We start from the raw sequence: 14203 nt of genomic DNA, 5'->3' as shown, positions 1-14203 counted from the left end.
CTTAGTGGTGATTTTGCTTGTTTTTTGTCTTATTCATCTAAATCAAACACTGTTTTTTATAGTTGACCATGCACCCCGCCTTCAGGCAAACTTCTGAATCATACAATAGAGATAGAGAAATAAATATGAGTGGCACTAACAGAGCAGATATTAAAAAAGGGTTATCAGTATCGATTGTATTAAAGCAGGATCAACGTAGTGGCACGCTGACAGAAGGCATAGTGAAAGACATTTTAACTAATTCAGCAAACCATCATCATGGTATCAAAGTGCGTTTACAAGATGGTGCCGTAGGTCGAGTTAAAGCGATTCACGATTAAAGTAGAACAAAAAAAGGATAAGTTTACGACTGTTTATGATCAATAACATGACCAACAACACGAGCAATAACGTGAGTCATCATATAGTCGAAAAGCTTATCCTGATATCAGAATGCGATTTTTAGTGAGGCTTATGACTCAACAAAAATTTGCATCTCTTCACCAATTTTTTTCCGTATTTCCATCAATTTTTTAGCGGTCTCATTTTCTTTTATGTCGCTTTCACTTTCTGGAATCCACTCTGGAATACGCACCGATTGGCCATGTTCATCAACGGCAACCATCACCACAATACAATGTGTCGTTAAACGTCTATTTAATGATTTAGGATCACAGGCATTTACTTCAAGCGCAATATGCATTGATGATTTTCCGGTGTAAATAACCTTAGCACTGACTTCGACTAAACTACCCACGTGAATCGGCGCAACAAAACGTATGCCACCCGCGTAGGCTGTCACACAATAGCGACCGCTCCACCCAGCAGAACAAGCGTATGCGGCCAAATCTATCCATTTCATTACCGCACCACCGTGTACTTTACCGCCAAAATTGACGTCTAAAGGCTCAGCTAAAAAACGTAATACAATATCTCTTTGTGGACTGTTCATTTTTATTTCCTCTTTATTAGGCGCCGCGTGTTTTATTATTTTTATTTTACGCTTTGCTGTCTCGTTTATTTGTCACTAAGTATAGTGAATACTTTCATAAAATTAGTTAGCAATGAAGATTAAGTCTTTGATAGCGTATTTTTCTGGCGCCATATAAGCCAAACTAAAAATCAATAGACTCCATGTCATAACAAAGGTGTTACCAATGTGAACAGGTGTTATACAGGAAAAATGAATACTAAGTAGTGATAAATGTTAACAACTAATACACTCCCCTTTTTAGCTCCTGTGCACTTAGCTATTTACACAAAAAAGCGCTGATCAGCAATGCAATCAGCGCTTCCTATATTGTTTTTGTTAAGTTAAATCGACCCTATATCTTGAATTTAGACAGGTTAGCGATTAACCCTTCTCCAAGTTCACCTAGCTTAGAGCTTGCACTGCGGGCGCCCTGAGCATTCTCCGTTACTTCATTGGTGATATTAAATATCTGTGTCACGTTACGGCTCACATCGGCAGCCACTGCATTTTGCTCTTCTGAGGCAGCGGCTATCTGTGCATTCATGCCACTAATTTCATCAATGGTTGTTTGAATATCAGATAACGCACTGCTTGCATTTGCAGACTCAGCAATCGTTTTTTGCAATGCCAACTGGCTTTCATCCATTGATGAATGGGCAGTGGTAGAGGCTTTTTGTAAACCATCGATAATAATTTCAATTTCCGACGTCGACTCTTGTGTACGTTTAGCCAAACTACGCACCTCATCGGCAACTACCGCAAATCCTCGGCCTTGCTCGCCTGCCCTAGCCGCTTCAATCGCAGCATTAAGTGCCAGTAAATTTGTCTGTTCAGCAATGCTTTTTATCACATCTAAAACCGAACCAATAGAATCACTTTTATCACGAAGATCACTTATTTTCTCCGCGGTTTCCATCATGTCGTTACCCAGTAAATTAATCTGCGCAGCCGTATCACGTACGACCTTGCTGCCCGTTTGCGCGAGTTGAATACATATCTCAGTACTTTTTGCCGTATGGCTAGCGTTCTGAGCAATCTCGTTGGTGGTCAACGACATTTCATGCAGTGCCGTTGAAGCCTGCTCTGTTTCTTGTAGTTGTAATTGTGTCGCTTGTACATTTTTAGACGCAGAGTTAATAATGCCGATAGAGGTATTATTAACTTCATTAGCAGTCGCGACAACACCACTTACAATAGTGTGCAGTTGTGTAATAAAGTGATTAAAATCATCGGCCAGTTTGCCTATTTCATCATTACTTTTAATTGTTAAACGACTGGTTAAATCACCACCACCCGATGCAATAACCGACAAAGCATCCCCCACTGTGCGTAACGGTTTAACAACAAGGTTTGAAAGTGTTAGCCAGTTAGCTAACTGCAACATCACAATTAAAATAAACCCGATAGCAAAAAAGGCACTTTTAACCGCGACTAATAATGGGTCATTACTGTCAGCACGATAAATAACCACTAGTTTCCCGATCTGCTTATTACCATTCCATCTAATATTCACTTCTCTTTCGATAATTTGCTCTCTATCAAGAGGCGATCCACTGGTTATTTTTTCAGACAATAGTTGATTACGATGATCATAAGCTGAAATTTTATGGATATAAGGACGCATAACAAACGCCCCCAAAATATCGCCAATCAGCTCTTTATCGTAGGCAAAAATGGGCTCTTTTAATACAATCTCCAATGTCGTTTGGGAATCTTTAATTTCTTCTGAAAATAAATCATCAAAGTAATCATGAGCAAACATATAACTGGTCGAAAAAACAATAACCATCACCAGTAATGAAACGCTGCTCAGTAGCAACATCGATTTTTTTGTAATTGAATTCATCTTATTCTCTTTTTACAGGTTGGTGATATCGAGCCATAACTCAGGGCGATCAACGGGGGTGTCCGCGTGCATATTAGGATTATTTATTCTAATCACAGTGCGATTTTTTAAGTTGGTTTTCTGCAGAGCATCTTTAATCATTTGGTTATTAAAAAACAATTCATCAAAACTGCCATCAGCAATCGCCATTTCAAATCCACGGACTAATTTCTCATGCAATGCCTGATTATTTTTATTCACATATAAATACATGGCAAAGGGATAAATTAATAAGATGTTACCTTCTACTGCGAGGTTAAGCTCTGGTCGAGCGATGACTTCATCCCATGGCTCGTGCACGGCCCGTGGGTAATAATCGAAACGTCCTCCTTCCAACATATAAAATAAATTAGGGTATTTAAGCGTGGTAACCACTGGAATATTCGCGTCCTGTAATACTTTAGTATCGCCCCAAAGTGTCCCTTGCCCCGCGGTGAGCTGTTTTAGTTGCGCTAACGTTTTTATATTATTAAATTTAGCCTGATTGTCTTTTTTGATAATAAAAATACGATGCCCTAATAAACCTTTAAAGAGAGGAATACGGATAGGCAGTAAGGTTGATTCTAAATGAGGCGATGCGCCTGCCCATAATAAATCGACTTTTTGTAATTGTATTTCCTCGATAAGGCGAGGCTCAGGCAGCTCTTCTGATAACTGTCGTATTTTCGCCTGTGGATCAGATTTACTGAGGATCAAGGTCAGAATGTCACCAACCAGACTATTTCTTCCAATCACCTTATTAATGACAATTTCATTACTGTACGCCGGCATGACCGTCAAAAGGCTTATAAAGATAAGTAAATTACCTACCCATTTTTTCCTTTGCATATACTTCTTTCCTTTTTACATTTTTCAACGTGTGCGGAGCATCTTAATTATCACTCGATAAGTAAGGTGCTAAAACGCAGTTAGTTTAAGTAATTCAGAAACCATTTTTATCAATGGTGACTAAAAGAATGATTGATATGCAGAGGGTAGTTATTTTTCCATTTTTAGCTTTGTATTTTACAATTTATTGTCTATTTGCGTTTTGAATTATGATTAACTTCTTCGTTTTTCAAACAGTTACAAATAGTTACAAACCGTTACAATGGGGCGTCACTACAAATACTTGATATACACAGAGAGCGTAGAGCATTAAGAAAGCGTTTCTTTTGACAAATAAAATTGTTGAGAGAGTGGTCTTGCGATGGCTACAATCTGAGTGTGTAAGTTGGTTCGCGCAGAATGTATAAAGAGTATCGTCGCTCTATGATGAATAGATATAAGAGCAGTGGATTATTGGGTATTTTTGGAAGGTCTCGCTCGGTTATTTATCGAGGATAGAGGCTCCTCAAAAATAACGTGGCTAGTTTGTTCTTTTGTTTCTTTGTTTCTTTTTTCTAACTACTAATTACTAATGACGCAATTATTTAGTTAATTCTACTGCTTTTTTCATGATGCTTTTTGTTTCTAACGTTTCCGTTACTTCGCGGTTTTGTTGGAACCAAAAGCGTTTTCTTCCCGTAGTACGAGCCATAAATATATCCTTAGATGTAATTATTTTAAATAATGAAACAGTACAATTTATATGAGTAAAGAGGAAAATATAAAACGACAAGACACAAACAGAAGTGGGTGTTAGCGGGTAAATATTTATAACTTTTAATGCAAAACTTGTAATGATTCGGCGAATTAAAGCAGATATAACGTGATGATTAAATCATGTCGTTACATCTACTTCTTTAATCAGCTAAACAGATAGCTGACTTTAGATAGCAACAACATTTGCTGCTTGAAGACCTTTCTGGCCTTCTTCAACTTCAAACGACACTTTTTGGCCTTCAGCCAGTGTTTTGAAGCCTTCAGATGCGATTGCACGGAAATGACAAAATACGTCAGCGCCGCCGTTATCTTGAGTTAGAAAACCGAAACCTTTAGCTTCGTTAAACCATTTTACTATACCAGTAGTTGAATTAGACATATGTGTCCCTTATATAAATTCATTAAAAAATATCGCGAAAATGCGATGTGCTATGGACTGAATTATTGAATGTGACGATGAAGCTAAGGGATACACTAAGGACAACTACGATGACGCGGGAGTAACAGAGATAACAACTTGTACTTTATAATTTCATTAATAACTCTGACTTACAGAGCGGAGAGCATCTTAACTCAAAAGATTCTCATCACCTAATTTTATTTACATATATTTTAAGCCTATGATTTCATACGCGATACAGTCCGTTCCATTACTCGCTAAACGTTCTCTAGCGAGAGAGGCAGACACTAACACCTCTGTTCATAATACACAGCGAAGGTTAAAGTAAACGTGGTGCCTTTACCGATTTCGCTCTTCACTTCTATTTCAGCATGGTGTTCTTGTAAAATACTGTAAGAGATAGAAAGCCCAAGCCCAGTGCCTTTACCCGGCGCTTTGGTAGTAAAGAAAGGGGTAAATATCTCCTTTAAATCTTTCTCTTTAATGCCGTGGCCATTATCTTCAACGCACACCACCACACGTTCATCATGACTAACACAGCTTATTTTTAGCTTACCGCCCGCTTCCATTGAATGTTTAGCATTCATAAATAAGTTAATAAAGACTTGCTGTAACTGACCGTCATTACCCAAAATATAACAGTCTTTATTTAACGCGGTTTCTACATGATACTCATATTTAAGCTCATTACTGACCATGTTTAAGGAACGAGAAATGACAGATTCAAGGTCGACCTTAACAAGCGCGTGATTATCCATACGCGAAAAAACACGAAGATCGGCAACAATTTCTTTCACACGGTGCAAGCCTGTTAACGATGAATCAAGAATTTCTTGGCTATCTTTCAATAAATAAGGCACTTCTAAGGAGTCGTTAAGTTGCTTAAGCGCTAAGGCTAAATTATATGCACCATCAGGTGAATTTAAGGTTTCTGGGGTAATGCTGTCTAAAGGGGAAATCGCAGTGTGCAAATCAGTTAAATAATCTTGCATAGTATCAAGATTACTCATTACAAAACCAAGCGGATTATTTATCTCATGAGCAATGCCGGCAGACAACAACCCTAACGACGCTAATTTTTCAGACTCTACAAGGTGTGCTTGCAAGGTCGTTAAATTATTATTTGCTTTCTCTAACTCTAATACCTTATTACGCATCGAATATTCAGCACGTTTACGCTGTAGTGCAAGTGCTAACGTGGGTCGAAAGGTATTAATAGTTTGCAGTTTCAGTTCTTTAATGTCGTTATGAGACTGATAAAAAAAACACATAACACCCAAATTATCTTCATCCGCTTGATCAACATTCCTGTAAATGGGCTGCATATGGACATGTAAATTTGGCAAGCAATAATGAGTATCTTTTAGATAAGCACTTAGCTCAACATAGTGCCCACTGTCTTTTTTGATCAGGTGTCTTTTAAGCGCTTTCATGTCGATTTTCTGTAACATATGGCTTAATGTCGCGATATCAAAGGTCGCATAAAAAGGATGCTGAGCAATATCTTCGGTCTTTTTTAAAATAAGCTGACTAACTTGGTTGCTTTTATTTATCTCAAAAAAAGTCGCCACACTGTGGCTTAAAAACGTGCAACATTCCTTCAGGTAGTTTTCTAATAATGCTTGTGGCGTTTCTAATTGCCAAATATTTTCAGCTAATCCGGTTAAAAATGCCAAATGTTTCTGTTTGTAACTGACCTCTTTAGTTTGTGCTTTTAGCTGCACATTCGACTCATAAATATCACGAGAATAAACTTCAAGCTGTACCTCAGAGATTTTTCTCGCTTGTCTTTCTCGCCCGAGAGATCGCTCTAGCGCAGCAATTAACTCGTCTTTGCAATCACTCATGAGAAAGTGATTTCTATAGCACAGTGGTCAGCACCATGGTGCATACAACAGGTTTGTTTAATGCTCACCTTCTCTTGATAATGTGTAGCTGCCCCTTTAATCAAGCCTTCACTTAAATGACATAATTTACGTGGGGAGCGGTATAACATGAGTAAGTCTTGGTTATTATCCTGGTAGTCAAATTCAGGCAGACTGGCATCGGGATAGAGCTTTCTGACCTCCACATGAATAATATCTTCAATCATTAATAAGAATGCTTTCAAGTTTTTTGCTTCTTTAGCTTGGTCAGGCGCCATTACAAATAAGCGCGGGAATAAATACTCTCCAAAAGCACGTACTAAAGTAGGCGCATCAACCGACAAGTGATTACAAAAAAAACCGACTAAACCTTGTAGCTCGCTATCGTCATAATTCATGGTAGAAACATAAACACCCTGAGAAGGTAAATCACACGCCGTTAGCGCTTTATCCCAGAGAACAATACCGTGCTCACTTTCTACAAACTCTTGTAGCTGATTGAATACAATGCCTTTCATTTTTGATGCTCCATAACATATACAAATATAGGTGTATAAAATCACTATAGAGTCGCCGTGCCTTTCTCGCCAACCTAATAGCATGATATTGGGGAATAAATTCGCAGATTTTAACGTTATCGTAAGTATCTGTGATAACACGCAAGCTATGCGTATTAAGCGCAGGTATTAGCGCTATTTTTTGCAGGAAAAACGCAGTAGATAAAGCCTTTAGTCGGTGAGACATAAACGCAGGCATCCGCTTTTGTTAAAGCGCAAATACCAGTCGCCAAGAGCTCGCTGCTCATTGGTAATTATTGATAGTTATTGGTAATTGTTGATGCTTATTGGTGCTTATATCGCGTCAGTAAATCATCTAAAAATTGAAACTGTAAATTATTCATTGTTTGGGTATTTTTCTTCAATATATCAGAGGGTTGCTGTACCCATTTTTCACTGTTCAGCAGCGTGTTATCAAAGGCAGATTCAATTAAACCTTGCACACTTTCTTGGGTAAATTCTAAATGGCATTGAAAACCATAAACCCATTCGCCATAAGCAACAATTTGCCTCGGGCAACCTTCACTATAAGCGAGTATTTTTGCATGCTCTGTGATGCCAGGCATGTCATTGTGCCAGTGACCGACCACTTCCTTTGACTGAAAATGCTGTAACAATGGGTTTGCTTTACCCTCGGCGGTCAGAGTGATGGGGAAATAGCCAATCTCTTTGTTGGGGCTTGTTTCAAATTTAGCGCCCAATGCCTCACCAATTAATTGCGCGCCTAAACAAATGCCTAATACCGCTTTACCTGCCACGATGCTCTTTGCGATGAAATCTACTTCTCGCTGCACATCAAAATAGGCACACTGCAAAACAGTGGTTTGTGGCGATTGTGGCCCCCCCAATATAATCAGTAAATCAAAATCCATTACTTGAGCTAATTGCTCACCACGGTATAAATGGGTCTCGCTTTTTTTGTGTCCTCTTGTCTCAACCCACTGCGCTAATGCACCCGGTCCTTCGTACGACTCATGAATGATAAAATGAATATGCATGACGGTTCCTCACCTTTGTTAAATTAATGAGACATTATGCTATCTAATTTCATGCTTATTTAACCTATACTAGCAGACACAAACCATCGATAAGTCGCCAAAAATGTCAGCAAACGAAAGAATACAACAGTCAGAAAACAGCCAAATGCTGACCAATATAATACAGATGCCATCAAGTTATGTGGACGACTGGCATTCACACCCATGGCATCAAATCATCTTTCCTTTAAAGGGGCTTTTGCAGTCTCAGTTACGCTTAAAAGGCAAAACAAAAAATATCATTGTGCCGCATAATGGCATCTTGTATATCCCAGCCAACACCACCCACAAATCGGTTGCGGTAACTAATACTCACTTTATGGCTATCTATTTAAATCCTAATAACAGCCTCACACAAAACACCTTAGACTATAGCGAGTAGCATAAATCATGCTTAGTGACCCCGCTATTAAAAGCACTCATTTTGCAGTTATTCAAAGAAGAAACCAAGCAACAAAGCGCGCTTATGTTAGCGCATTTATTAATGGTATTAAGCGATCAGATAACCCTCGCAGAAACTTATGAGATCCCGCTATTGATACCAAAAGACAGAAGATTATTGGCGATATTTACGCAGTTACAACTGCAGCCTGATTTAGCGCTAACACTCGCAGATTGGGCGGTAAAAGTGGGGGCATCATCCAGAACTTTGTCTCGGCTCTGTGCAAAGGAATTTGATCAGTCATTTTCCTTATGGCGACAAAATATCAGGCTGGTTTTATCATTGCAGTTATTAGAAGAGCAGATGGCAATACAAAATATCGCCATGGATTTAGGTTATCAATCTGATTCTGCGTACATTTACGCGTTTAAAGCGCTGTTCATGCAAACCCCAAATCAATATCGTAAAGACAACATGGCCACTGACTTGCCGCTAGTAATGGTGTAGTGATGGTGTTTTTACTGCGTTTAGCTAAAAGAAACAACTTGGAAATGTGGATTTTCAATCAGCACAGATAACTCACTCAGTTCATCTAATAGCACTAATGTTTGCACACCTTGAATATCAACTTGAATGCATTCTTCGTTGTTATCATTACGCTTTGTATCAAGCGCTTTACAGGTAATCACTTCACCTGATTTGAGGGTCAAACTAAGAGGATAATGGTACATGCACACTATCTCGATGTAATCGTATTGGTTGCAACTTATCATGTTATTTACCTCTCTTTTTTAATGCGTTTTTTGGTTTACTAATCCACTCATTAGTTTGGCGAGTTGTTCTATTTTTTGATTGGATAACTGTCGGTAATCAAAATACGGACAAACGATTAATCGTTTCTGCACATCGATTGCAAAATACTCATCTATCCAAATTAATGAGACGTTTAATAGACCACTATCAATTAACGTTTTAGCATAGGTTTTACCACTAATAATATGAATACAATGCGAGTTTGCTTGCGACTCTTTTGACAACTCTTTTGACAACTCTTTTAACAACAAAGGCGCACTAAATAATAGCGCAGTGGCGCTGCCCTGTTGTAACAAAAAATCATCTCGATAAGTTTGCCAAGTAGGCGCTAAGGTTTTAAATGAAAAATCATTCGCATCCAGTGCATAAAGTAACTTACTGTAAACATTAAAGACTTTGCGCCAGCCATTGCCACAGGCTAAACCAATCGCGGTAATTTCCCCTGAAGTCATTGCCTGCACACTATTACAGTGTCGATATTCTGGCATGTTGGGTTTATTCGCAATATAAACCAAAATACGATGTGATGGCTTTAACGGGGCATTAAGTTGAAGGCAACCTAACCCACTATTTTTAGCTTGTTGTTTCACTTTTCATCCTTAATGTCTGCTTATATTTTTACTCTAATCACAATAACAAAAACCACAATCACTTTAACCTGTTTTTCAATGCAATGCCTGCGTTCCTCTCAAGCTAACTAACGCCTAAAAGATACAAAGCACCTTATTTTTTTCATTGTTGTAACAGACAAATACAGCAAAATAGCGTGACATCTATCACAGCGACCTAAAAGTAAGTTGCGCCTTGATGACCACTTTGGCAAGTTACGCCACCAAACGTTACCCTAATTGATTCCTGTTCGTATAGGCTATGATGCGCCAATTAAATAAAACACTACAAAAAAGCATCATAGGATCATGGCTATTGGCATGGTTATTAATAAGCGCAATGCCGGTTATTCATGCCAACACTAAAAATTCGTTACTACAAGCCAATCATTGCCCCGTGGCTAGCATGGAGATGTTTAACCATTCATCTATGGCGCATACGCCAGCGAGTGAGACACACGAAAGCACCTCATCTAGCAGTGCAAAAAAGTTTTATCATTGCCCTTTATCTCAATATGTTTGTTTACTGTTTGCGAACTTTCCCGCTCTTTTTGCTAACCATCATTCCACGCTTTCACCTTTTCTTAGCATCAATTTATTTTTCTCATCGACTCGCCTTTTCTTTAAGCAACCCCGATCTCCGCCCGAATTTTCTTAATTCAAGTGCATTAATAATTGAACCGATTTTTTAAAATCATACAAGGATAATATGCATTGAGGCAATAGGCTCAGTGCATTCAAGGACATCATATGTTTCAAGAAAAAAACCAACCTAGTCAGCAACAAATAAAACACAGTAGCGCATGGCGATGGCACTTTTACGCCGGACTTTATGTGGTGCCATTTATGATCATGTTATCGATAACCGGGCTAGTCATGCTCTACGATGATGTGATTGAAGATGCACAATATGGAGCAATATTAAATATTGAGGCGCAACAAACGCGTATTTCGCTAGAGCAACAATTAAGTAATGTGCAACTCAGTTACCCTGATGCCTCAATCAAACAATATATTACCCCTGAGAACTCAGAGCGAGTGGCCCGCTTTGCGATTGTCAGCGCCAGTGGACAAGGATTATTTGTCACTATTAACCCTTATACAGGTGACATATTAGGTAAAATAGACCGTGATAATAGTATTTACAACTGGGCGAATGGTATTCATGGCACCTTATTAATCGGTGAGAATGGCGACCGTTTAATTGAAATAGCAGCCAGCTTGATGGTGATTTTAATCGTCTCCGGTTTGTATTTATGGTGGCCAACGGATAACGCCAGTAAAGCAGGATTATTTAAACTGCGTTTAAGCAGTGGCAAACGTATTTTTTGGCGTGATTTACATGCGAATTTAGGCTTAGTGACCTCAGTATTTCTGCTGTTTTTTGTTATCTCTGGTCTTTCTTGGGCAGGTGTTTGGGGCGAAAAAATAGTGCAACCGTGGAATAGTTTTCCCGCTGAAAAATGGAATAACGTGCCACTTTCAGACAAAACACATGCCTCAATGAATCATGATGTACTAGAGGAAGTGCCCTGGAATCTTGAGCAAACAAAACTGCCATTATCGGGTTCACAAATGGGTATCGACGCTATCCCAATGGGCCAAGTCAATTTAGGCAGCGTGGTTGCTTACGCCACTCAAATTGGGTTAACACGTTTCAAAGTAAATATTCCTACTAAAGCAGATGGTGTGTATACACTTTCTGCGAATACCATGAGTGGTGACATTACCGATGCCCGTGAAGATAGAACGCTGCATATTGACCAATTTAGCGGTAAAGTATTAGCCGATATTGGCTGGGCTGAATACTCTTTAATGGCGAAATCAATGGCTGCAGGTATCGCCTTACATCAAGGTGACATGGGTTTATGGAATCGTATTTTGAATACCTTACTGTGCCTCACCTTCATATTAATTGCCGTCTCTGGCGTTATCATGTGGTGGACACGCCGTACTAGCAGTGACAAATGGCTAGCAGCGCCCGTTAAAGTCGCGCCCTCACCACGTTGGTTAAGTGCGATAATCATTACCAGCCTGTTAGCGCTTATGTTTCCATTAGCCGCCGGTGCAATTGCATTTATCTGGATAATGGATAAATTACTGATTTCACGTGTCGCTAAATTCAGCTACCACCTAAAGTAAGTACAAAGTATCAAACAGCAAAAAGCCACTCATTGAGTGGCTTTTTCATACATTGAACAGTTGGTTTTCTACACTTTAAACGTAGACATTTGTCCGTTCACTTGACAGCCAAGCTGATTAATTCGCTCGCTTTCTTGGTGAATATCCGACGCAATTTGATCCGATTGATTAGCCAAATCAGAAATAGCCACCACCCGTTCATCTATCTCTCTTGTCACCGATGATTGCTGCTCTGCAGCCGTTGCAATATGGTGATTAGCATCCGCAATAGCGGTAATGCTTGCAAAGATGGAATCTAAAGAATCACTCGCTTTTAACGCTTGTTCAACCGCATCTTGTGCTTTATCAGAACTGCTGCCTATCGCGACAACCGCGCTTTTCGCTTTCACTTGAAGTTGATCGATAATGCCGTTTATTTCCAAGGTTGCACTTTGGGTTCTGCCTGCCAGTGTACGTACTTCATCGGCGACAACCGCAAACCCGCGGCCTTGTTCACCCGCGCGAGCGGCTTCAATGGCGGCATTTAAGGCTAATAAATTAGTTTGTTCTGCAATCGCTTTAATCACCGATAATACACTGTCAATTGAGGCACACTGTTCATCAAGCTCGTCTATTACCGCACTTGCTGTTTTAATTTCAGCGCTTAATTGCTCAATGGATTGTGCAGAAAGATGCACCACCTCTTTCCCCGATAATGTTTCTTTATTGGCTTCTTTAGCTAAGTTTTCAGCCGTCGTAGCACTATTAGCAATTTCGCTAATCGTACTCACCATTTCTGTTGAAGCCGTCGCTATTTGCGCAGTTTCTGCATTTTGCTCCTGCGCGCCTAATAATGATGATTGTGATTTTTCGACTAACGCACTTGAAGAGCGCACCACCTCATTTGAAGAGTCCTGAACAGAAACGATAATGCCATGAATTTTATCAACAAAGTCATTAAATGATGTTGATAAATGCGCAATTTCATCTTTGCCTTTAATGGGTAAACGCATGGTTAAATCGCCATCACCCTTTGCCAACTCAGCAAGTGCCCGAGTGGTATTAACGATAGGTCGTACAATACTTTTATTCATCAAGTAGATAGCGAGAATTAATAATAAAGTGATGATCACTATTTCAATTAAGAGGTTGTTAATAGCGTCCCCAAGTATGTCATCCGCATCATCCGTGTAAGTACCCGTACCGATGACCCATCCCCAAGGTTTAAACCCTTTCACGTAAGAGATTTTAGCCACGGGATCTTCATGACCCGGTTTCGCCCATAAATAATCAACATTACCTGCGCCTTGCTGGCTGACCATTTTGGCAAACGCAACAAAAAGGTATTTCCCATTGGCATCTTTTACTTGGCTTAAATTTTTACCGTCTAAGGCAGGTTTAATAGGGTGCATGATCATTTTTGGTATCAAATCATTAATCCAAAAATAATTACCCTCAGCGTAACGCATCTGCTTTATGCTATTCATCGCAAGCACTTTGGCTTGCTCTTCACTGATATCACCTGCTTGGTATTGCAAGTAATAACTATTAATAACGCTATGTGCACTTTCTACTAGGTTTTTTGTTTGCGTTGATTTTTCATCCATTAACGTCGTATTAAGCATCGAGACGGCCTGCAACGAGACTAAAAAAACACCCAAAAATGCGATAACACCAGCCAGTGCTAAACGATATGCTATTGAAAACTTGTTAAAAACTTCCACATTACATCCTTAAAAAATAATAGATTTATATAAAAAATGTAGATTAATATCTTTGTTAATCAAAAAAACACAGCAAGAATGATGAATTTATAACAAGGTGATGTTTTTATAGTCTTTAATGGTCGTTTATTAACCTAAAAAGGTCGTTGTTGAACATTGTTTAAAAAACAGCACACCCTGTTTATTGATAATAACGTGTAGATTTAAGATGATGACAGGCGTCAATAAACGCCAATGTTGCGATTAACACGGTCTAAGGTATGAGGCGCACTACT

At 39.2% G+C, this 14203-nt stretch carries 15 protein-coding genes; 5 read left to right on the top strand and 10 right to left on the bottom strand.

All coding sequences use genetic code 11. The features are described from left to right. The first annotated feature begins 125 nt into the window (after positions 1 to 125). Positions 126 to 320, top strand: a complete 195-nt coding sequence (locus tag CXF74_RS06635) for a YwbE family protein (RefSeq protein WP_101081629.1) — start codon at positions 126 to 128, stop codon at positions 318 to 320. 131 nt (positions 321 to 451) lie between these two features. Here the strand turns inward: CXF74_RS06635 and CXF74_RS06630 are convergent, their stop codons facing one another. The 7 genes from CXF74_RS06630 to CXF74_RS06600 all read right to left on the bottom strand — a co-directional run bounded on the left by CXF74_RS06630 (position 452) and on the right by CXF74_RS06600 (position 8241). After that, positions 452 to 931: an acyl-CoA thioesterase gene (locus CXF74_RS06630; protein ID WP_101081628.1), complete on the bottom strand. Its 480-nt coding sequence runs from the start codon at positions 929 to 931 to the stop codon at positions 452 to 454. A 373-nt stretch (positions 932 to 1304) separates the two neighbouring features. Next, a complete protein-coding gene (locus tag CXF74_RS06625; RefSeq protein ID WP_101081627.1) occupies positions 1305 to 2798 on the bottom strand; it encodes a methyl-accepting chemotaxis protein in 1494 nt (497 codons plus the stop codon). A 12-nt stretch (positions 2799 to 2810) separates the two neighbouring features. Further along, positions 2811 to 3665, bottom strand: coding sequence for a diguanylate cyclase (locus tag CXF74_RS06620; RefSeq protein WP_101081626.1), 855 nt, complete (start codon positions 3663 to 3665; stop codon positions 2811 to 2813). 922 nt (positions 3666 to 4587) lie between these two features. Further along, positions 4588 to 4800: a transcription antiterminator/RNA stability regulator CspE gene (cspE, locus tag CXF74_RS06615; protein ID WP_101081625.1), complete on the bottom strand. Its 213-nt coding sequence runs from the start codon at positions 4798 to 4800 to the stop codon at positions 4588 to 4590. 308 nt (positions 4801 to 5108) lie between these two features. Then, a complete protein-coding gene (locus CXF74_RS06610; RefSeq protein WP_101081624.1) occupies positions 5109 to 6668 on the bottom strand; it encodes a sensor histidine kinase in 1560 nt (519 codons plus the stop codon). Next, a complete protein-coding gene (locus CXF74_RS06605) occupies positions 6665 to 7204 on the bottom strand; it encodes a heme NO-binding domain-containing protein (protein ID WP_157822342.1) in 540 nt (179 codons plus the stop codon). Before CXF74_RS06605 ends, CXF74_RS06610 begins: the two co-directional genes overlap by 4 nt. Before the next feature lie 323 nt (positions 7205 to 7527). After that, a complete protein-coding gene (locus tag CXF74_RS06600; RefSeq protein WP_101081622.1) occupies positions 7528 to 8241 on the bottom strand; it encodes a glutamine amidotransferase-related protein in 714 nt (237 codons plus the stop codon). A gap of 103 nt (positions 8242 to 8344) precedes the next feature. Between CXF74_RS06600 and CXF74_RS22460 the strand changes: the two genes are divergently transcribed. Next, on the top strand, positions 8345 to 8662 hold the full coding sequence (locus tag CXF74_RS22460) for a hypothetical protein (RefSeq protein ID WP_232772462.1): 318 nt from the start codon (positions 8345 to 8347) through the stop codon (positions 8660 to 8662). Between the two features lie 42 nt (positions 8663 to 8704). Then, positions 8705 to 9169 (top strand): helix-turn-helix transcriptional regulator, encoded by a 465-nt coding sequence (locus tag CXF74_RS22455; RefSeq protein WP_232772461.1) that lies wholly within the window; start codon positions 8705 to 8707, stop codon positions 9167 to 9169. Between the two features lie 20 nt (positions 9170 to 9189). Here the strand turns inward: CXF74_RS22455 and CXF74_RS06590 are convergent, their stop codons facing one another. Further along, entirely contained in the window at positions 9190 to 9435 is a 246-nt protein-coding gene (locus CXF74_RS06590; protein WP_101081621.1) for a Rho-binding antiterminator, read from the bottom strand. An 18-nt stretch (positions 9436 to 9453) separates the two neighbouring features. After that, a complete protein-coding gene (locus CXF74_RS06585; RefSeq protein WP_332870267.1) occupies positions 9454 to 10065 on the bottom strand; it encodes a DUF6942 family protein in 612 nt (203 codons plus the stop codon). 280 nt (positions 10066 to 10345) lie between these two features. Here CXF74_RS06585 and CXF74_RS21915 point away from each other — a divergent pair, with 280 nt between their 5' ends. After that, positions 10346 to 10741, top strand: coding sequence for a DUF2946 family protein (locus tag CXF74_RS21915; RefSeq protein WP_157822341.1), 396 nt, complete (start codon positions 10346 to 10348; stop codon positions 10739 to 10741). Positions 10742 to 10833: 92 nt separating this feature from the next. Further along, positions 10834 to 12225, top strand: a complete 1392-nt coding sequence (locus tag CXF74_RS06580; RefSeq protein WP_101081620.1) for a PepSY-associated TM helix domain-containing protein — start codon at positions 10834 to 10836, stop codon at positions 12223 to 12225. Positions 12226 to 12293: 68 nt separating this feature from the next. On the opposite strand, the gene CXF74_RS06575 is transcribed toward CXF74_RS06580, so the two are convergent. Then, positions 12294 to 13928 (bottom strand): methyl-accepting chemotaxis protein, encoded by a 1635-nt coding sequence (locus CXF74_RS06575; RefSeq protein ID WP_101081619.1) that lies wholly within the window; start codon positions 13926 to 13928, stop codon positions 12294 to 12296. Positions 13929 to 14203: the final 275 nt, after the last annotated feature.

The organism is Psychromonas sp. Urea-02u-13, assembly GCF_002835995.1.
GTDB lineage: Bacteria > Pseudomonadota > Gammaproteobacteria > Enterobacterales > Psychromonadaceae > Psychromonas.
Note: the sequence above shows the minus strand (reverse complement) of the source record. Positions and strands in the feature narration are given on the sequence as shown.

What these genes read in the sequence shown, in the direction of transcription:
- CXF74_RS06635 (WP_101081629.1), top strand. Translation starts at nt 126, where the DNA reads ATGAGTGGCACTAACAGAGCAGATATTAAAAAAGGGTTATCAGTATCG.
- CXF74_RS06630 (WP_101081628.1), bottom strand. Translation starts at nt 931, where the DNA reads ATGAACAGTCCACAAAGAGATATTGTATTACGTTTTTTAGCTGAGCCT.
- CXF74_RS06625 (WP_101081627.1), bottom strand. Translation starts at nt 2,798, where the DNA reads ATGAATTCAATTACAAAAAAATCGATGTTGCTACTGAGCAGCGTTTCA.
- CXF74_RS06620 (WP_101081626.1), bottom strand. Translation starts at nt 3,665, where the DNA reads ATGCAAAGGAAAAAATGGGTAGGTAATTTACTTATCTTTATAAGCCTT.
- cspE (WP_101081625.1), bottom strand. Translation starts at nt 4,800, where the DNA reads ATGTCTAATTCAACTACTGGTATAGTAAAATGGTTTAACGAAGCTAAA.
- CXF74_RS06610 (WP_101081624.1), bottom strand. Translation starts at nt 6,668, where the DNA reads ATGAGTGATTGCAAAGACGAGTTAATTGCTGCGCTAGAGCGATCTCTC.
- CXF74_RS06605 (WP_157822342.1), bottom strand. Translation starts at nt 7,204, where the DNA reads ATGAAAGGCATTGTATTCAATCAGCTACAAGAGTTTGTAGAAAGTGAG.
- CXF74_RS06600 (WP_101081622.1), bottom strand. Translation starts at nt 8,241, where the DNA reads ATGCATATTCATTTTATCATTCATGAGTCGTACGAAGGACCGGGTGCA.
- CXF74_RS22460 (WP_232772462.1), top strand. Translation starts at nt 8,345, where the DNA reads ATGTCAGCAAACGAAAGAATACAACAGTCAGAAAACAGCCAAATGCTG.
- CXF74_RS06590 (WP_101081621.1), bottom strand. Translation starts at nt 9,435, where the DNA reads ATGATAAGTTGCAACCAATACGATTACATCGAGATAGTGTGCATGTAC.
- CXF74_RS21915 (WP_157822341.1), top strand. Translation starts at nt 10,346, where the DNA reads ATGATGCGCCAATTAAATAAAACACTACAAAAAAGCATCATAGGATCA.
- CXF74_RS06580 (WP_101081620.1), top strand. Translation starts at nt 10,834, where the DNA reads ATGTTTCAAGAAAAAAACCAACCTAGTCAGCAACAAATAAAACACAGT.